We start from the raw sequence: 17,403 nt of genomic DNA, 5'->3' as shown, positions 1-17,403 counted from the left end.
CATGCAAACTCGTGACGACATATTCAACACCTTGCGCGATGCCTTGGTCGAACTCTTCGAGCTGGACCCCGAGCGCGTAAGCCTGGAATCCAATCTGTACCAGGACCTGGAAATCGACAGTATCGATGCCGTCGACCTGATCGATCACATCAAGCGTCAAACCGGCAAGAAAATCGCCGCCGAGGAATTCAAATCGGTGCGTACCGTCAGCGACGTGGTAGAGGCGGTTTACCGTCTGGTTGAACCCGCCGCATGAGCCGATTGATCGGCCTGGGCCTGCTGCTGGCGGGCCTGCTGTACCCTTTCGCGGTGTATTTCGGCATGGAGCATTTCGCCCCGTGGCAATTTGGTTTGCTACTGGGCAGCTTGTGGCTGGCGCGGGCGCTATTGGGGTCACGCAAGCCAGGCAGCATGTGGATGGCGATCACCGCGATAACGTTTTGCCTGTTACTGGCCGTGTTCGACAGCCCGCTCTTGCTGCGCTGGTACCCGGTGCTGATCAGCGCATTCATGCTCGGCCTGTTTGGTCTGAGCCTGAAATTCGGTCCGCCGATGGTCGAACGCCTGGCTCGCCTGCGTGAGCCGCATCTGCCGGCCAAGGCCATTGTTTATACCCGCCAGGTGACCATCGCCTGGAGCGTTTTTTTTCTGTGTAACGGTTTGCTGGCCGCAGCCCTGACCCTCTGGGCTCCGCTGAGTTGGTGGATGTTGTACACCGGCCTGATCTCCTACGGGTTGATGGGGCTGCTGTTTGCCATTGAATGGCTGATACGCCAACGGGTACGAGGCCACCCATGAATTGGATAAAACTTGAGCACCTGCTGCTCAAGGCTCAGCCGGAGCGCGCCGTGACGGCCGAGCCGGTACTGAATCACGCGCACCTGTGCGAACAGGCATTGCGTCTGGCCGCCGGCCTGAAAGAGCAAGGCGTGCAGCGTGTCGCTGTGCATTTCGACGACGCAGCGGATCTGGCCATTGCCCTGCTCGGTGCCTGGCGCGCCGGTGTCAGCGTGCTGCTGCCTGCCGATCTGCAACTCCAGACGCGCCAGCGCTGGTCGAGCGACGTCGACCTGTGGCTGACCGATCTGGCAGACGATGGGCACCTGGCCGATTATCAACATCCGCCAATGCCCCCTGCCGAGCTGGATCTGGACCTTTGTCGGTTGAGCGTGTGCACGTCCGGTTCCAGCGGTGAACCCAAGCGGATCGAGAAAACCCTTCGTCAACTGGCCAATGAAGTCCAAGCACTGGAAGCGCTCTGGGGCGCGGACCTGGGCGAGGCTTGCATCATCTCAAGCGTCGCCACCCAGCATATTTATGGATTGCTGTTCAGGGTGCTGTGGCCGCTGTGCGCCGGACGCCCGTTCGTACGCAAGCAACTGGCCTTCCCGGAGGACCTGCAGCGCGCCAGCCGCGAACAGGATACCTTCGCCTGGGTCGCCAGCCCGGCGCTGCTCAAGCGCATGGGCGACAACCTCGACTGGCCAGCCTTGAGCGCGGTGCGTCGGGTTTTCTCATCCGGCGGCGCCTTGCCGGCCGAGGCCGCGCAACGTTTGCAGCAGCGCTTGCAACAATGGCCGACCGAAATCCTCGGCAGCTCGGAAACGGGGGGTATTGCCTGGCGTCAGGCAGACGATCTGTGGCAACCCTTTACCGGCGTCAAGTTGAGCCAGGACAGCGACGGCGCACTGCTTATCGCTTCACCTTATCTGCCACCCGGTCATACCGAGCACACTGCGGATGCTGCGCGAATCGCTGCCGACGGCCGATTCGAATTGCTGGGACGGCTGGACCGAATCGTCAAACTCGAAGAAAAACGTATCTCGCTACCGATGCTCGAACACGCCCTGATAGCCCACGACTGGGTGGCTGAAGCGCGCCTCGGCGTGGTGCAGGAAAACCGCGCCTCATTGGGCGCGCTGCTGGTGCTAAGCGAGTCCGGCATGCATGCCTTGCGCAATCAAGGCCGGCGCACACTCACCGAAGCACTGCGCCAGCACCTGAGCCAGCACTGCGAAACCCTGGCGCTGCCGCGACGCTGGCGTCTTTTGCGACAACTGCCGATGAACGCGCAGGGCAAACTGCCGCAAGCACAGGTCGAAGCATTGCTGTTGGCACCGCGTCCAAAAACACCGGAGGTGCTCGAACAGGTTGAGGTCGAGGGTGAGTGGAGCCTGCAATTGGCGGTGCCACCGGACCTCGCCTTCTTCAGTGGTCATTTCCCGCAGACGCCGGTGCTGCCAGGCGTGGTGCAGGTGGATTGGGCGTTAAGCCTTGGCCAGCGACTGATGAACCTGCCGAACACATTTGCCGGCATGGAAGTTCTGAAATTTCAGCAACTGGTGCGTCCTGGGGATGAAGTGCAACTGCATCTGCGCTTCGACCCAATACGCAGCAAGTTGTATTTCGCCTATCGCAATGAGACCGCGACCTGTTCAAGCGGGCGGATTTTGCTGGAGGCCAATGGTGGGTAAATTGCGATCCTCTGTAGCAGCTGCCGAAGGCTGCGTCCGAGTGCGAAGCACTCGCCTTGGCCTGCCCATTCACTCCAAAAAACCCTCAACGACCGCTTCGCGGCCGGACGCAGGCTTCGCCAGCTGCTACAGGGGCGAGGTGTGAATCTTCATGCATAACCCCTGCGCCATCATCCCCGTGTACAACCACGAAACCGCCATCACCACCGTGGTCGATGCGGTGCTCGGCAGTCGCCTGCCATGCATTCTGGTTGACGATGCCAGCGATCCAGCCTGTGCAAAAGTACTCGACCAACTGGCCCAGCGCGAGAACGTCTACCTGATCCGCCTCACCGCTAACCAGGGCAAGGGCGGCGCGGTCATGACCGGTCTGCGCGAGGCTTCACGCCTGGGTTTCAGTCACGCCTTGCAAGTGGACGCCGATGGTCAACACGACCTGCTGGACGTGAGCCTATTCATCGAGCAATCGCGTGCGCATCCCGAGGCAGTCATCTGCGGTTATCCGCAATACGACGCCAGCGTGCCAAAGGGTCGCTTGTATGCCCGCTACCTGACTCACGTCATGGTCTGGATCAACACGCTGTCGTTGCAGATACGCGACTCCATGTGCGGCTTTCGCGTGTATCCCGTGCCACCGACCCTGGCGCTGATCAATTCGGCAAAAATTGGCAAACGCATGGATTTCGACTCGGACATTCTGGTGCGACTGGCCTGGCGCAACCAGCCCATGCACTGGCTGCCCACCAAGGTTCATTACCCGCTGGACGGCGTTTCGCATTTCCGCCTGTTCCACGACAACGTGCTGATTTCGAGCATGCACACACGACTGTTCTTCGGCATGTTGCTGCGGGCGCCGGTGATTCTCTGGCGGCGGTGGCGAGCATGAGCGTCGACAACGAACACTGGGCCGACCGCGAGGAACGCGGCAGTTTCTGGCTGATGAAATTCACCGCCGTCTGTGCAAAAGTGCTGGGCCGGCGGCTGCTCAGCCCGCTGCTGTACGGCATCGTCCTGTACTTTTTCCTGTTCGGCCGCAGCGCTCGTAAAAGCGCCTGGCAATACCAGCAGCGCCTCGCCGACTGGAGTGGCCGCAGCGAACTGCGCCCGACCCATTGGCGGGTGTTCGGTCAGTTCATGGCGTTTGCCGATTCCATGCTCGACAAGCTCGACGTATGGAACGGCAAACTGAGCATCGAGCAGATCGAAATAATCGACCCGGCGCTGCTGCGCAATCAGCTGCGCGGTACTCGCGGGCAGATGCTGGTGGGCGCACATTTGGGCAACCTCGAAGTCTGCCGTGCGCTTGCCGAGATCGGCGAAAAGGTCACCATGAACGTGCTGGTACACACCAAGCACGCCGAACAATTCAACCGTTTGCTGGGCGAAGCCGGGGCGACCAACCTGCGCCTGATCCAGGTCAGCGAGCTGAACCCGGTGATCATGCTGCAACTGCATGAGCGCCTGGAGCGCGGCGAATGGCTGGCGATTGCCGGCGACCGCGTGCCGCTGCACGGCGGGCGAAGCGTCACGGTGGACTTTCTCGGGCATCAAGCGGCGTTCCCGCAAGGACCGTGGCTGCTGGCCGGACTGCTCAAGTGCCCGGTCAATCTGTTGCTGTGCCTCAAGAAACCCACAGGCGACTATCGACTGACCCTCGAACCGTTCACCGACGCCGTGGTATGGAAACGAAGCGAGCGCGAGCAGGTCATTCATCAGTGGGCGACCCGCTACGCCGAACGCTTGGGTCACTATTGCCTCGAAGCCCCTCAACAGTGGTTCAACTTTTACCCTTTCTGGAAGACCGATGACGACGCCAACGCTTGAGCCGGTAACTTTCGGCGAACTCCCTTTGTCCATCGAAGACGTGCTGGCCCTCGCCAACCGTCAGGCGCCGACGCAATTGCAAGGCGACCCCGAGTTCCGTCGGCGTATCGCCAAGGGCGCGCAGTTCCTGGATTCCCTGCTGGACAAGGAAGGCGTGATCTACGGTGTCACCACCGGTTATGGCGACTCTTGCGTGGTGGCGGTGCCGCTGCATCACGTCGAGGCGCTGCCCCGTCATCTGTACACGTTCCACGGCTGCGGCCTGGGCAAATTGCTCGACGCCCAGGCGACTCGGGCGGTACTCGCGGCGCGTTTGCAGTCGCTGTGCCAAGGAGTGTCCGGGGTTCGCGTGGAACTGCTCGAACGCCTCCAGGCGTTCATCGAACACGACATCCTGCCGCTGATTCCCGAGGAAGGTTCGGTGGGCGCCAGCGGGGATCTGACGCCGTTGTCGTATGTTGCCGCGACGTTGTCGGGTGAGCGCGAAGTGATGTTCCGTGGCGAACGTCGACAGGCCGCTGATGTGCATAACGAACTCGGCTGGGCGCCGTTGGTGCTGCGTCCCAAGGAAGCGCTGGCGTTGATGAACGGCACCGCCGTCATGACCGGCCTCGCTTGCCTGGCCTATGCTCGCGCCGATTACCTGTTGCAACTCGCCACGCGCATCACGGCGCTGAACGTGGTTGCGCTGCAAGGCAATCCGGAGCACTTCGACGAGCGCCTGTTCGCCGCCAAGCCTCATCCCGGCCAGATGCAAGTGGCCGCCTGGCTGCGCAAGGACCTGGCAATCGACGCGCCGACTGCACCGTTGCATCGCCTTCAGGACCGCTATTCCCTGCGTTGTGCGCCGCACGTTCTCGGCGTGCTGGCCGACAGCCTGAACTGGCTGCGCTCGTTCATCGAGATCGAGCTCAACAGCGCCAATGACAACCCGATCATCGACGCCGAAGCTGAGCGTGTACTGCACGGCGGGCACTTTTACGGCGGTCACATTGCCTTCGCGATGGACAGCCTGAAGAACCTGGTCGCCAACGTCGCCGATCTGCTGGATCGCCAACTGGCACTTCTGGTGGACGAGCGTTACAACCACGGCCTGCCGAGCAATCTGTCCGGCGCCAGCGCTGATCGCGCGATGCTCAACCACGGCTTCAAGGCTGTGCAGATCGGCACCAGCGCCTGGACCGCCGAAGCGCTGAAAAACACCATGCCCGCCAGCGTGTTTTCGCGCTCCACCGAGTGTCACAACCAGGACAAGGTGAGCATGGGCACCATCGCGGCGCGCGACGCCATTCGCGTGCTTGAACTGACCGAACAGGTCGCTGCCGCTACGCTATTGGCCGCCAACCAAGGCGTCTGGTTGCGCAGCAAAGCCGAGGACGCGCGTCCTCTGCCACCGGCCCTGGCGGCCATGCACGAAGCCCTGGGCAAAGACTTCCCGCCGGTCATCGAAGACCGGGCTCTGGAAGGCGAATTGCGTCTGTGCCTCAAGCAAATTGCCGAACAACACTGGAGGCTTCATGCGTAGCAAGGGCGTGCTTCACACCGATACGGAAATCCAGGTGCCATTTTTCGACGTCGACACCATGCACGTCGTCTGGCACGGCCATTACGTCAAATACCTCGAAGTCGCCCGTTGCGCGTTGCTGGACAAGATCGGCCACAACTACACCGCCATGGTCGAGTCGGGCTATGCCTGGCCGGTGATCGACCTGCAACTGCGTTACGTACGTGGTGCCGTGTTCGGCCAGAAGCTGAACGTGCGGGCCAATCTGGTGGAATGGGAAAACCGCCTGAAGATCAACTACCTGATCAGCGACCTGGACACCGGCGAACGCCTGACCCGCGCCGTGTCCATTCAAGTCGCCGTCGACATGGACAGCCGCGAGATGCAACTCGCATCGCCCAAGGTCTTTACCGACGCAGTCGAAAGGATGCTTCCATGACTCCGGGAATCGACACCTCTTTTGATGCCCGGCCACTCCCTTGTGGCAAGCGAGCTTGCTCGCGCTTGAGTGCGCAGCACTCACCAATCCGCCGATTTTGGGGCCGCTACGCAGCCCAGCGCGAGCAAGCTCGCTCGCCACGGTCAATGTTCAAATACCTCGCGATGCTGGCGCTGCTTGGGCTTTCGTCGATTGCTAACGCTTTTGATCTGCAGCAACTCAGCGATCAACTGGCCAAACCCTATGTCATCCACGGCCATTTCATCCAGGAAAAACACCTGCGCGCCCTGCCTCAGCCGTTGACCAGCAAGGGCACGTTCATCCTCGCAAAAAATCAGGGCCTGCTGTGGTTACTGAAAACACCGCTGCAACAGGATTACCGCATCAACGACAAAGGCATCTCACGACGTGATGCCAACGGTTGGCAACTGCTACCGGGCAAAAGTGCCGGTGCCGAGCACAACCGTTTGTTCCTCGCGGTATTGCAAGGTGATAGCAGCGGGCTGACCCGGGATTTCGAGCTGTCGCTGAGCGGTGATGCGCAGGACTGGAAGCTGACATTGATCCCCCGCTCGATGTTGCTCAAGCAGGTGTTCAACCAGATCAACATCACCGGGGGTGAGTTGGTGCGCAGCATCGAACTGCTGGAAACCCAGGGCGACAGCACCCTGCTGCGCATGCAGGACAGCACCAGCGCACAACCGTTAACCGATGCGGAGCAGCATGACTTTGCCGAATGAACGCAGGCTCCCGACGTTCTTTCTGATCCTGCTGCTGGCGGTGCTCGCGCTCGCTGGTTGGCAATGGCGTGACGGCCCTCCGCTGTCGGCCAACCTGATGGAGCTGGTGCCGGGCACCGCCCCTGACGCATTGGAACTGCGCGCCGAACAACGCATGCAAGAACCGCTCAACCGGGAAATGCTGGTGCTGGTCGGCCATACCGATCGCCAGCAAGCCGTCGCGATGGCGCAGAAACTCGGGGAGCAGTGGCAGGCCAGCGGCCTGTTCGAAAAGGTCCAGTGGAACCTGCAAGCCGACCTGCCGGCGTTGCGCACGCAACTGCTGCAAGGTCGATTGGCAATGCTTTCCGCAGAGGATCGGCAACAGCTGATCGAGCATCCCGACGCGTTCATCCAACAGCGCGTACAAGCGCTGTTCGACCCTTTCACTGGCTTCACGCTGGTGCCGAGCCAGGATGACTGGCTGGGCCTGACCGGACGTATCCAGAACAGCCAGCCGCAGCACGGCGCAGTGCAGCTGGACATCGGCAGCGGCGCGCTGATCGCCGATGCCGACGGCAAAAGTTGGGTATTGCTGCGAGCACGCACCACTGGCAACGCCTTCGACATGAAGCTGCCGTTGCAAGTGGCCGACCTGCTCCAGACCAGTCGCGAAGAAGCGGCGCAGGCCGACGTGCAACTACTCGCCGCCAGTGGCCTGCTGTACGCCGCCAACGGTCAGCAGCAAGCCACCCGCGAGATGACCTGGGTGGGCGGCGGCGCTACGGTCGGGATTTTGCTGTTGCTGTTGCTGGCCTTCAGACGTTGGCGCGTTGTGCTCGCGTTCGTCCCGGTGCTGGTAGGCATGTTGTTCGGTGCAGTCGCGTGCGTCGCGTTGTTCGGTCATATGCATGTCATGACGCTGGTGCTGGGTTCCAGCCTGATCGGCGTTGCCGTCGACTACCCGCTGCATTACCTGTCCAAGAGCTGGAGCCTGAAACCCTGGCACAGCTGGCCGGCCTTGCGCCTGACGTTGCCCGGCCTGACGCTGAGCCTGATCACCAGTTGCATCGGCTATCTCGCCCTGGCCTGGACGCCCTTCCCGGCCCTGACCCAAATCGCCGTGTTCTCTGCCGCCGGGCTGCTTGGCGCTTATCTGTCTGCGGTGTGCCTGTTACCCGCGCTGCTCAAGGGCGTGGATCTGCGACCGGCGCAATGGCCGCTGACAGTGTCCGAATACTTGCTGAAGCTGCGCGAAACATTGCTCAAACATGCCAGCACGCCGGTGCTGCTGGCCTTGCTGATCGCCTTCTGCGTGGGCGGCCTGTTAAAGCTCGACAGCAAGAACGACATTCGCCAATGGGTCGGCGCACCGCAGCAATTGACCGATGAAGCTCAAGCCATTGCTCGCATCACCGGCTTTCAACCTACCAGCCAGTTCTTCCTGGTGCGGGCGGCCAATCAAGAGGAATTGCTCGATCGGCAAACCGCGCTGAGCGACCGTCTGGATCAACTGGTCAACCTGGAAAAGCTTCAGGGCTACCTCTCGCTCAATCAATTGGTCAGTCCGCCAAGCGAGCAGCTGCAAGCACGCGAAGCGCTAAAAAAACTGGCGCAATTCTGGCAGCCACTGCTCGACCTCGGTGTGCCGGCCGAAGCGCTGCAAGCCGAAGTGACGAAGCTGCAGGCGTTGCCCACTCAGGACATCGACGCAGCACTGGCCGGCCCCTTGGCGGAACCTTATCGCCCACTCTGGCTGGGCCCGACCGATGACGGCGGTGTAGCGGCCATGGTCAGCCTGCAAGGTCTGAACAACCCTGCGCTGCTGCAAGTTCAGGCGCGGGACTTGCCGGGCGTGGAACTGGTCGATCGCCTCGGTGAACTGAATTCGGTGTTTGCCGCCACCCAGATCAGCGCCGCCGAATTGAAACTCGCCTCCTGCGTATTGATCGTGCTGGTGCTGATCCTGCCGTTCGGCCTCGGCGGCGCCCTGCGCATCGTCGCCCTGCCGTTGCTGGCCGCACTGTGTAGCCTGGCCAGTCTGGGCTGGTTGGGACAACCGTTGACGTTGTTCAGCCTGTTCGGCCTGCTGCTGGTGACGGCGATCAGTGTCGATTACGCGATCCTCATGCGCGAGCAGGTCGGCGGCGCTGCCGTGAGCCTGCTGGGCACCTTGCTGGCAGCGCTGACCACCTGGCTGTCGTTCGGTTTACTGGCGGTATCGAGCACACCCGCCGTCAGCAACTTTGGTCTGTCGGTGAGCCTGGGCCTGGCGTTCAGCTTCATGCTGGCGCCGTGGGCCGGGCGACAAAACCATGCGGTTGCGGTAGCGGAGCCGGCAGCGTGATGATCCTCGGGTTTTGGGCAATGGCCCTGGCGCTGTTCGCCGTGGCCACCCGTGTCGGGCGCCACTTCGGCCTGATCCCGATCGTCAGCCAATTGCTGCTGGCGACCCTCGGCTTGCCGTTGTTGATGTACTTCTGGATCGAGCCGGGCTGGCAGTTGAGCGGCGCTCAACTGATCTCGCCAACCTGGCTGAAAAATCTCTACAGCCTGAGTTTTGCCCTGCTGCTGGGACACATCCTCAGTGATGTGATCGACCTGCGCCTCGATCGCCAAAGCCTGAAAATCGCCTTGCCGAGTTTCTGCATTCCATTCGCCTGCGGACTGGCGACAGCGTTTTGGCTGCTACCGGCGCAACCGTGGATCAGTTCACTGGCGGTCGGTTTGCTGTTCGCCATTACCGCGATCCCGGTGTTGTACCTGTACCTGCGGCACATCAACTACCCGACTGCCGCCACTCGGCGACTGGTGCAAACCGCGATCCTGATCGACCTCACATGCTGGACCCTGTTCGCCATCGCCCAGGGCAGCCTGCACCTGAGCAGCCTGTTGCTGCCACTGGCCGGGGCGTGCCTGCCGTTGCTGCTGCGCCTGCTCAGGCTGCGCCAACCGTTGCTGCACAGTGGCTGCTTCTTCGCGCTACTGGTGGTCGCGGAACACTTCAGGCTTAACGCGCTGATTCTCGGCATCGGTTATCTGTTGTGCATGGCGGCATTGAAAGTGCCGCTGATTCTGCCGTTGCCGGCCCTGTGGATGAGTCGCCTGCAGACGTACATTGCGATCCCGCTGATCCTCACGTTCGGCATCGTGCAGATCAACGTCCACAGCGCCATGGACAGCCTCAACGCGCTGCAATTGAGCGCACTGCTGCTGTTGCCGATTGCCAGTAAACTGCTGGGCAACTGGCTCGGCCTGGGCTGGGCTGGCGCGTCGTTCGAAGGCGCCAGCCGCTGGCGCGAAAGTATCCTGCTGAACATTCGCGGTTTGAGTGAGATCGTCTTTCTCAACCTGCTATTGCAACAACAACTCATCAGCCCGGCGCTGTACTTTGCGCTGATGCTGATGGGCCTGATTGCGACACTGCTGCCGGCACTGGCCGGTATGCACCGAACCCCCATGAACATCGCCGCCCCGACAAGGAATCCCCATGCCAACAGTTGAAATGGAACGTCGCCAGGTGGTTGTCATCGGTGCAGGCCCTTCGGGCGCAATCGCCGCCGCGCTGCTCAAGCGCAAGGGGCACGATGTGCTGATGATCGAGCGCCAGCATTTCCCGAGGTTTTCCATCGGCGAAAGCCTGCTGTCCCACTGCCTGGATTTCGTCGAAGAAGCCGGCATGCTCGAGGCTGTGAACGCCGCCGGGTTCCAGCTGAAAACCGGCGCCGCCTTCGCCTGGGGCGAGCAGTACAGCGCCTTTGATTTCGGTGACACCTTCAGCAACGGCAAGCCCACCACCTTTCAGGTACAGCGCGCCGATTTCGACAAGCTGCTGGCAGATCAGGCCGCGTTGCAAGGCGTGGAAGTCCGCTACGGTGAAGCCATTGTCAGCGTTGATATCGACCGGCCAAAACCCCTGCTCGGTGTGCAGCGAGAAGACGGCAGCGAGTACCAGATCGAAGCCGGGTTCATGCTCGATGCCAGTGGCTATGGCCGCGTCCTGCCGCGCTTGCTCGACCTTGAAGCGCCCTCGAATTTTCCCGTGCGCCAGGCGGTGTTCACCCACGTCGAAGACCATATCGACAACCCGTCTTTCGACCGCACGAAAATCCTCGTCACCACCCATCCGACCCAACGCGACATCTGGTTCTGGACCATCCCGTTCAGCAATGGCCGGTGCTCGGTGGGCGTGGTCGCGGCGGCGGAACATTTTGAAGGTCGAACCGACGATCTCGACGACTGCCTGCGCGGATTCATCGCTGAAACCCCTAGCCTGTCCGGCGTGCTGAACAATGCCGTGTGGGATACGCCGGCGCGCACCATCGGCGGTTACTCCGCCAATGTCAAAACCCTGCATGGCCCGGGCTTTGCGCTGCTGGGTAATGCGGCGGAATTCCTTGATCCGGTCTTCTCCTCGGGCGTGACCATCGCCATGCGTTCGGCGAGCATGGCCGCCGCCGTTCTGCACCGCCAACTGCAAGGCGAAAGCGTCGACTGGCAGACCGAATTTGCCGAACCGCTCAAGCGTGGCGTGGACACGTTCCGCTGCTACGTCGAAGGCTGGTACGCCGGGACTTTCCAGGACGTGATTTACCACCCGGACAGCTCACCCGATATCCGCCGCATGATCAGCGCGATCCTCGCAGGCTATGCCTGGGACGTACGCAACCCGTTCGTTGCCGAACCCAAACGCCGACTGCGCATGCTGTCGGAGCTGTGTGCAAGGGATGCGACATGAGTTACCTGAGCGACAACTACGTCGAGGAAACCCGCTTCGGCTTCTGGTTCCTGCGCAGCCATACCTGGCAGCACCATGTGTTGCGAGTCGCCATCAATGATTTGCGCAACCTGTTCACTGAAGCGCTGCCGTGCAATCCCGTGTTGCTGGATGCCGGTTGCGGTCAGGGCAAGTCGTTCCAGTACCTGCACCAGCGCTTCTCGCCCCAGCGCCTGATTGGCCTGGACGCCGACCCACACAGTCTGCTCCTGAGCCGTGAAGAAGCGGCCCGTCAGGGTATCGACGTGGAGTTGATCGGCAGCGACTGCGCCAGCATCAACGTGCCGGACGCCAGCGTTGACCTGCTGTTTTGCCACCAGACGTTCCACCATCTGGTCGAGCAAGACAAAGCCCTGGCCGAGTTCTACCGGGTGCTCAAGCCGGGCGGTTATCTGCTGTTCGCCGAGTCCACCGAGGCTTACATTGATACGTGGGTGATTCGCTGGTTGTTTCGTCACCCGATGCACGTGCAGAAAAGCGCTGCCGGGTATCTGCAGATGATCCGCCAACAGGGTTTCGAATTCAGTCCGCAGAACGTTTCGTACCCGTACCTGTGGTGGAGCCGCGCCAGGGATTTCGGTTTGCTTGAACGCTTCGGCTTGCGTCAGCCAAAGCCCTTTGGCCAGCGGGAAGAAACCCTGGTCAATGTGGTGGCGCGCAAACCGCTAGAGAGAGCACTGTGATGTTCACTGTCATCAAATTCTGTGGGAGTGAGCCTGCTCGCGATTGCGGTGGGTCAGGCAACCTGACTGTTGGATGTAATACCGTCATCGCGAGCAGGCTCACTCCTACAGGGATAGCGAGGTTTTTGCTACTCGGCGCCGCCTTGCTGTTGAGCGCCTGCACCAGCCGCGCGCCGCTGCCCGAGCAGACCCCGGACCTGCCGTTGCCACTGCAACTGCACATCCAGCGCCTGCAAGACGATCAGCGTCTGGACTGGGTGCTGGTGATCCAGCGCGAAGGCCCTGGCATTCGCTGGTCGATGATGGACTTGCTGGGTATCCCACAGGCACGCCAGAAACTGGTCGACGGTGAATGGCACGCCGACGGTCTGCTGCCGCCGAACCCGGAAGCCCGGGAGTTGTTCGCGGCGTTGATGTTTGCGCTGACACCCAAGGACCAACTGCAAGGCAACTATCCCCTCGCCTGGCAACATGGTGCACAACGGAGCCTGCCCGAGCACTGGGACGTGCGTTACGCGCAACCGATGAATTTTGAGCTGACCCTGCCTAAAGGTCCGAAATATCAGGTCACGCCGCTGAGCGGGGACACGCCATGACGGCCTATCTGAACGCACTCGGGGTGATCTGTGCCCTGGGCCGGGACAAGCAGGAAGTGGCGCACCATCTGTTTGCCGGCGACTGCTCCGGCATGCGCAACGAAAGCGGCTGGGTCGCAGACCGCTCATTACCGGTGGCCGCCGTACGCGGTGAGCTCGCACCCATTCCCGCCGAACTCGCGGAGCAAGGCACCCGTAATAATCAATTGCTGCTCGAAGCCGCGCTGCAGATTCGTGACGACATCGACCAGGCCATCCAGACTTACGGCCGTGACCGTATCGGCTTGGTCCTGGGCACCAGTACGTCGGGCATCGACGAAGCCAGTCGCGGGCTGGCTCACTACATTCGTGAAGATGAATTCCCCACCCAATACGACTATCAGCAGCAGGAACTCGGCGCGCCGGCGAATTTTCTATCGCAATGGCTGCAATTGAGTGGTCCGGCCTACGTGATTTCCACCGCCTGCACGTCCAGCGCACGAGCGTTGATGAGTGCCCAGCGCCTGCTGAATCTCGGCCTGTGCGACGCGGTGCTGTGCGGCGGGGTCGACACCCTGTGCAAGCTGACGTTGAACGGGTTCTCGGCGCTGGACGCGGTATCCGGGCAACGTTGCAATCCATTTTCAGTCAATCGCAACGGCATCAACATTGGCGAAGCGGCAGTGCTGTTTCTGATGACCAGACGTGCCGGCGAACATCAATCGATTGCCCTGCTCGGCAGCGGCGCCAGCTCCGACGCGCATCACATATCCGCCCCGGAACCGACCGGCCGCGGTGCCCTGCAAGCGATGCGCAAAGCCTTGAGCCGCGCGAGCCTGCAACCCGAACAGATTGGCTACCTGAACCTGCACGGCACCGCCACGCAACACAACGACGCCATGGAAAGCCTGGCGGTGGCTACGCTGTTCCCGGCAGGCGTGCCGTGTTCGTCGACCAAACCGATGACCGGTCATACCCTCGGCGCTGCCGGGGCGCTCGAAGCGGCGTTCTGCTGGTTGAGCCTGAGCACCGACAACCAACAGCACGCCTTGCCGCCGCACGTCTGGGATGGCCAGCCAGACCCCGAGCTGCCCGCACTGAAGTGGGTGACCCCGGCCGATCGGCTGACGTCCATTGCACCTCGCTACCTGATGAGCAATTCCTTTGCCTTCGGTGGCAACAACGTCAGCCTGATTATCGGAGACGCACCATGATTGACTGGCCGCTCGCCGAACTGCTGCCTCACGCTGGCGACATGATCCTGATCGAGCAGGTTTTGTCCTTCGATGACGAGCAGATCCTCACCCGGCTGACCGTCAAACCCGACGGCCTGTTCAACCGCCCAGACGGTAGCCTGCCAGCCTGGGTCGGTATCGAACTGATGGCCCAGAGCGTTGCCGCCTATGCCGGCTGCCATGCACGTCAGCGTGGCGATGCCGTGGCGCTGGGCTTCCTGCTGGGCACCCGTAAATTCGAATGCAACGTCGAACATTTCCCCGCCGGCACCGAGCTGACCATCCACGGGCTGCGCTCGCTGGAAGACGACAACGGCATGGGCGTGTTCGAATGCCACATCAACGCCCCCGGCATCCACGCCACCGCCCGTCTGAACGTGTTCCGCCCGCCTCAGCCTGCGCAATATCTTCATGAATCGAAGGAGTCCAGTCATGACTGAATCCGTACTGGTCACCGGTTCCAGCCGTGGCATCGGCCGCGCTATCGCCTTGCGGCTGGCCCAGGCCGGGCATGACATCGTGCTGCATTGCCGCAGCGGTCTCGCGGAGGCGCAGGCAGTGCAGGCAGAAATCGAAGCACTGGGCCGCCTTGCCCGAGTGCTGCAATTCGACGTGTCCGACCGCGCCAGCTGCAAAGCCATCCTTGAGGCCGATGTGGAAACCCACGGCGCCTACTACGGTGTGGTGCTCAATGCCGGACTGACGCGCGACGGTGCTTTTCCGGCGCTGAGCGAGGATGATTGGGATGTGGTGATGCGCACCAACCTCGACGGTTTCTACAACGTGCTGCACCCGGTGATGATGCCGATGATTCGTCGTCGCGCCGCAGGGCGGATTGTCTGCATCACCTCGGTGTCCGGGTTGATCGGCAACCGTGGCCAGGTCAATTACAGCGCATCCAAGGCGGGCTTGATCGGTGCGGCGAAAGCCCTGGCGATCGAATTGGGCAAGCGCAAGATCACCGTCAACTGCGTCGCCCCTGGCCTGATCGACACGGCGATGCTCGATGAGAACGTGCCGGTGGAAGAGCTGATGAAAATGATCCCCGCACAACGCATGGGCACCCCGGAAGAGGTGGCCGGTGCAGTGAATTTCCTGATGTCGGCGGAAGCGTCGTACATCACCCGGCAGGTTTTGGCCGTCAACGGAGGCCTGTGCTGATGAAGCGCGTCGTCGTCACCGGCATGGCCGGCATCACTTCTCTGGGCAGCGATTGGGAAACCATCGCCGGCAACTTCGCGGCCAACCGCAGCGGCATTCGCCGAATGGACGAGTGGGACCGGTTTACCGAACTCAACACCCGCCTGGCCGGGCCCATCGATGACTTCAAGGTGCCCGGCCACTGGACTCGCAAACAACTGCGCAGCATGGGCCGCGTTTCGCGCCTTGCCGTTGGCGCGTCAGAGCGGGCCCTCGCCGACGCAGGGTTGCTGGGCGATGAATCGATCAAGGATGGGCGCATGGGCGTCGCTTGCGGGTCTTCCACCGGCAGCACGGACGAGATCAAGGCCTTCGGCAACATGCTGCTCAACTCGGTCGCCGAGGGGCTCAACGCCAACTCCTACGTGCGCATGATGCCCCACACTACCGCCGCCAATATCAGCATCTTCTTCGGCCTCACCGGCCGGTTGATTCCGACGTCCAGCGCCTGCACCAGCGGCAGCCAGGGCATTGGCTATGCCTACGAATCAATCAAGTTCGGCCGCCTGCCACTGATGCTCGCCGGCGGTGCCGAAGAACTGTGCCCCACCGAAGCCATGGTCTTCGACGCGCTCTACGCCACCAGCCTGAAAAACAACGCCCCGCAAACCACCCCGCGCCCCTATGACAAGGACCGCGATGGTCTGGTGATCGGTGAAGGTGGCGGCATGCTGGTGCTCGAAGAACTCGAACACGCCCTGGCTCGCGGTGCGCACATCCATGCCGAACTCGTCGGCTTCGGCAGCAACGCCGATGGCCAGCACACCACCCGTCCGGAGCAACTCACCATGCGCCGGGCCATGGAGCTGGCACTGGAAGACGCAGGCTTGCAGCCGTCTGACATTGGCTACGTAAATGGCCACGGCACCGCGACCGAACAAGGCGACATTGCCGAAACCCTGGCGACCAGCGCGCTGTTTGGTGAACACATGCCGATCAGCTCGCAGAAAAGCTTTCTCGGCCACACCCTCGGCGCCTGCGGGGCGCTGGAGTCGTGGTTCAGCATCGAAATGATGAACAGCGACTTGTACGCACATACCTTCAACCTCGATGAAGTTGACCCGCATTGCGGCAAGCTGGATTACCTGCGCGGCGAGTTCCGGCAGATGAGTAATGAATACGTGATGAACAACAATTTTGCGTTTGGCGGGGTGAATACGTCGCTGATTTTTCGGCGTTGGTCGTAAAGCACGTCAAGATCAAAAGATCGCAGCCTTCGGCAGCTCCTACAGGGGTCGTGCGTACGACTCGGACACTGTAGGAGCTGCCGCAGGCTGCGATCTTTTTATTTGGGCAACGCGGTCGTTAATTGGATGGATCGAGGTTATCCAGCACCCGATTCACAGCCAACTCCCCCAGCATGATCGACTGCTGGATGCCTAGCAGTGTGTTGCACTGCGATCCTTCCAGATACCTCGCAAAGTCGCTGGCCATGACGTTCGCTGAGGCCAGGGATTCGCAGGCGTACTCGAGCAGAGTTTGATTGTCGATATCGGGAGCGATGAGGAAGATGGAGCTCGGTTGACGCGAGCGACTGCCGAGGTGTTCGGTGGCATCGTTCGGCGTTTCAGAATTGAGGTTTTGGTGCGGCGACGTCGGATCGGTGTCCGGCGGATTGGGTGTGACCTTTAACATTTGCCAACTCCTTAAATGGAGCCGCAACTGCCTCGCGACTAAACGAATGGGTGGCGGCTGTGCGCAGGTTAGTCGACCGGGGAGTTAGCAATACCGGCGCGCTCGAAAGCGCCCTGCGCACAACCACCATTAAGTACAGGGATGAGGGATACCTGACTGAATAGAACGCTGTGCACCTACTAACAACCTCGGGCGACTAAACCCGATCACTGGGAATCAGTGACCGATCCAAGTTATCGACCGCCCCCAAGGCGCACAAGCCGGCGGATTCTGGATTAGTTGTAGGCAATGCCGCAAGGCGCTGTGGCCTGCTCAAGGCAATATGGAAATGTCCTACG

Annotated in this window: 18 protein-coding genes; 17 read left to right on the top strand and 1 reads right to left on the bottom strand. The window is 61.5% G+C overall.

Annotated features, from left to right (window positions below; translation table 11 throughout):
- Nucleotide 1: 1 nt before the first annotated feature.
- From ACA063_RS02040 to ACA063_RS01960, 17 genes are all read left to right on the top strand, one after another.
- The gene (locus ACA063_RS02040) at nucleotides 2-256 is read left to right on the top strand and encodes an acyl carrier protein (protein ID WP_059408122.1); all 255 of its coding nucleotides are present in this window, start codon (nucleotides 2-4) and stop codon (nucleotides 254-256) included.
- Nucleotides 253-798 (top strand): COG4648 family protein, encoded by a 546-nt coding sequence (locus ACA063_RS02035; protein WP_497664593.1) that lies wholly within the window; start codon nucleotides 253-255, stop codon nucleotides 796-798. Before ACA063_RS02040 ends, ACA063_RS02035 begins: the two co-directional genes overlap by 4 nt.
- On the top strand, nucleotides 795-2,474 hold the full coding sequence (locus ACA063_RS02030) for an ApeI family dehydratase (RefSeq protein ID WP_497664592.1): 1,680 nt from the start codon (nucleotides 795-797) through the stop codon (nucleotides 2,472-2,474). The genes ACA063_RS02035 and ACA063_RS02030 overlap by 4 nt, the downstream gene beginning before the upstream one ends.
- A 151-nt stretch (nucleotides 2,475-2,625) precedes the next feature.
- Complete coding sequence (locus ACA063_RS02025; protein ID WP_497664591.1) at nucleotides 2,626-3,360, top strand: glycosyltransferase family 2 protein; 735 nt, start codon at nucleotides 2,626-2,628, stop codon at nucleotides 3,358-3,360.
- Nucleotides 3,357-4,298, top strand: a complete 942-nt coding sequence (locus ACA063_RS02020) for a lysophospholipid acyltransferase family protein (protein WP_497664590.1) — start codon at nucleotides 3,357-3,359, stop codon at nucleotides 4,296-4,298. Before ACA063_RS02025 ends, ACA063_RS02020 begins: the two co-directional genes overlap by 4 nt.
- The gene (locus ACA063_RS02015) at nucleotides 4,279-5,823 is read left to right on the top strand and encodes an HAL/PAL/TAL family ammonia-lyase (protein WP_497664589.1); all 1,545 of its coding nucleotides are present in this window, start codon (nucleotides 4,279-4,281) and stop codon (nucleotides 5,821-5,823) included. Before ACA063_RS02020 ends, ACA063_RS02015 begins: the two co-directional genes overlap by 20 nt.
- The gene (locus ACA063_RS02010) at nucleotides 5,816-6,241 is read left to right on the top strand and encodes an acyl-CoA thioesterase (protein WP_497664588.1); all 426 of its coding nucleotides are present in this window, start codon (nucleotides 5,816-5,818) and stop codon (nucleotides 6,239-6,241) included. Before ACA063_RS02015 ends, ACA063_RS02010 begins: the two co-directional genes overlap by 8 nt.
- A 146-nt stretch (nucleotides 6,242-6,387) precedes the next feature.
- Complete coding sequence (locus ACA063_RS02005; protein WP_497664587.1) at nucleotides 6,388-6,981, top strand: outer membrane lipoprotein carrier protein LolA; 594 nt, start codon at nucleotides 6,388-6,390, stop codon at nucleotides 6,979-6,981.
- On the top strand, nucleotides 6,965-9,307 hold the full coding sequence (locus tag ACA063_RS02000; protein ID WP_497664586.1) for an MMPL family transporter: 2,343 nt from the start codon (nucleotides 6,965-6,967) through the stop codon (nucleotides 9,305-9,307). Before ACA063_RS02005 ends, ACA063_RS02000 begins: the two co-directional genes overlap by 17 nt.
- The gene (locus tag ACA063_RS01995) at nucleotides 9,307-10,464 is read left to right on the top strand and encodes a cation:proton antiporter (RefSeq protein WP_497664585.1); all 1,158 of its coding nucleotides are present in this window, start codon (nucleotides 9,307-9,309) and stop codon (nucleotides 10,462-10,464) included. The genes ACA063_RS02000 and ACA063_RS01995 overlap by 1 nt, the downstream gene beginning before the upstream one ends.
- Nucleotides 10,451-11,698 (top strand): NAD(P)/FAD-dependent oxidoreductase, encoded by a 1,248-nt coding sequence (locus ACA063_RS01990; RefSeq protein WP_497664584.1) that lies wholly within the window; start codon nucleotides 10,451-10,453, stop codon nucleotides 11,696-11,698. Before ACA063_RS01995 ends, ACA063_RS01990 begins: the two co-directional genes overlap by 14 nt.
- Nucleotides 11,695-12,420 carry a class I SAM-dependent methyltransferase gene (locus tag ACA063_RS01985; RefSeq protein WP_497664583.1) on the top strand — a complete coding sequence of 242 codons (726 nt, stop codon included), beginning with the start codon at nucleotides 11,695-11,697 and terminating at the stop codon, nucleotides 12,418-12,420. Before ACA063_RS01990 ends, ACA063_RS01985 begins: the two co-directional genes overlap by 4 nt.
- 113 nt (nucleotides 12,421-12,533) lie before the next feature.
- Entirely contained in the window at nucleotides 12,534-13,016 is a 483-nt protein-coding gene (locus tag ACA063_RS01980; protein WP_497666459.1) for a hypothetical protein, read from the top strand.
- A complete protein-coding gene (locus tag ACA063_RS01975) occupies nucleotides 13,013-14,209 on the top strand; it encodes a beta-ketoacyl-[acyl-carrier-protein] synthase family protein (protein WP_497664582.1) in 1,197 nt (398 codons plus the stop codon). Before ACA063_RS01980 ends, ACA063_RS01975 begins: the two co-directional genes overlap by 4 nt.
- Nucleotides 14,206-14,670 carry a hotdog family protein gene (locus ACA063_RS01970; protein ID WP_162439900.1) on the top strand — a complete coding sequence of 155 codons (465 nt, stop codon included), beginning with the start codon at nucleotides 14,206-14,208 and terminating at the stop codon, nucleotides 14,668-14,670. The genes ACA063_RS01975 and ACA063_RS01970 overlap by 4 nt, the downstream gene beginning before the upstream one ends.
- Nucleotides 14,663-15,391, top strand: a complete 729-nt coding sequence (fabG, locus tag ACA063_RS01965; protein ID WP_497664581.1) for a 3-oxoacyl-ACP reductase FabG — start codon at nucleotides 14,663-14,665, stop codon at nucleotides 15,389-15,391. Before ACA063_RS01970 ends, fabG begins: the two co-directional genes overlap by 8 nt.
- Nucleotides 15,391-16,617 carry a beta-ketoacyl-ACP synthase gene (locus ACA063_RS01960; protein WP_497664580.1) on the top strand — a complete coding sequence of 409 codons (1,227 nt, stop codon included), beginning with the start codon at nucleotides 15,391-15,393 and terminating at the stop codon, nucleotides 16,615-16,617. Before fabG ends, ACA063_RS01960 begins: the two co-directional genes overlap by 1 nt.
- Nucleotides 16,618-16,735: 118 nt before the next feature.
- On the opposite strand, the gene ACA063_RS01955 is transcribed toward ACA063_RS01960, so the two are convergent.
- The gene (locus ACA063_RS01955) at nucleotides 16,736-17,065 is read right to left on the bottom strand and encodes a DUF6124 family protein (RefSeq protein WP_497664579.1); all 330 of its coding nucleotides are present in this window, start codon (nucleotides 17,063-17,065) and stop codon (nucleotides 16,736-16,738) included.
- Nucleotides 17,066-17,403: the final 338 nt, after the last annotated feature.

The organism is Pseudomonas sp. LBUM1643, assembly GCF_059716215.1.
Note: the sequence above shows the minus strand (reverse complement) of the source record. Positions and strands in the feature narration are given on the sequence as shown.

What these genes read in the sequence shown, in the direction of transcription:
- ACA063_RS01995 (WP_497664585.1), top strand. Translation starts at nt 9,307, where the DNA reads ATGATCCTCGGGTTTTGGGCAATGGCCCTGGCGCTGTTCGCCGTGGCC.
- ACA063_RS01990 (WP_497664584.1), top strand. Translation starts at nt 10,451, where the DNA reads ATGCCAACAGTTGAAATGGAACGTCGCCAGGTGGTTGTCATCGGTGCA.
- ACA063_RS01955 (WP_497664579.1), bottom strand. Translation starts at nt 17,065, where the DNA reads ATGTTAAAGGTCACACCCAATCCGCCGGACACCGATCCGACGTCGCCG.
- ACA063_RS01970 (WP_162439900.1), top strand. Translation starts at nt 14,206, where the DNA reads ATGATTGACTGGCCGCTCGCCGAACTGCTGCCTCACGCTGGCGACATG.
- ACA063_RS02035 (WP_497664593.1), top strand. Translation starts at nt 253, where the DNA reads ATGAGCCGATTGATCGGCCTGGGCCTGCTGCTGGCGGGCCTGCTGTAC.
- ACA063_RS01975 (WP_497664582.1), top strand. Translation starts at nt 13,013, where the DNA reads ATGACGGCCTATCTGAACGCACTCGGGGTGATCTGTGCCCTGGGCCGG.
- ACA063_RS02020 (WP_497664590.1), top strand. Translation starts at nt 3,357, where the DNA reads ATGAGCGTCGACAACGAACACTGGGCCGACCGCGAGGAACGCGGCAGT.
- ACA063_RS01960 (WP_497664580.1), top strand. Translation starts at nt 15,391, where the DNA reads ATGAAGCGCGTCGTCGTCACCGGCATGGCCGGCATCACTTCTCTGGGC.
- ACA063_RS02010 (WP_497664588.1), top strand. Translation starts at nt 5,816, where the DNA reads ATGCGTAGCAAGGGCGTGCTTCACACCGATACGGAAATCCAGGTGCCA.
- ACA063_RS02000 (WP_497664586.1), top strand. Translation starts at nt 6,965, where the DNA reads ATGACTTTGCCGAATGAACGCAGGCTCCCGACGTTCTTTCTGATCCTG.
- ACA063_RS02025 (WP_497664591.1), top strand. Translation starts at nt 2,626, where the DNA reads ATGCATAACCCCTGCGCCATCATCCCCGTGTACAACCACGAAACCGCC.
- ACA063_RS02030 (WP_497664592.1), top strand. Translation starts at nt 795, where the DNA reads ATGAATTGGATAAAACTTGAGCACCTGCTGCTCAAGGCTCAGCCGGAG.
- ACA063_RS02005 (WP_497664587.1), top strand. Translation starts at nt 6,388, where the DNA reads ATGTTCAAATACCTCGCGATGCTGGCGCTGCTTGGGCTTTCGTCGATT.
- ACA063_RS01985 (WP_497664583.1), top strand. Translation starts at nt 11,695, where the DNA reads ATGAGTTACCTGAGCGACAACTACGTCGAGGAAACCCGCTTCGGCTTC.
- ACA063_RS02015 (WP_497664589.1), top strand. Translation starts at nt 4,279, where the DNA reads ATGACGACGCCAACGCTTGAGCCGGTAACTTTCGGCGAACTCCCTTTG.
- fabG (WP_497664581.1), top strand. Translation starts at nt 14,663, where the DNA reads ATGACTGAATCCGTACTGGTCACCGGTTCCAGCCGTGGCATCGGCCGC.
- ACA063_RS02040 (WP_059408122.1), top strand. Translation starts at nt 2, where the DNA reads ATGCAAACTCGTGACGACATATTCAACACCTTGCGCGATGCCTTGGTC.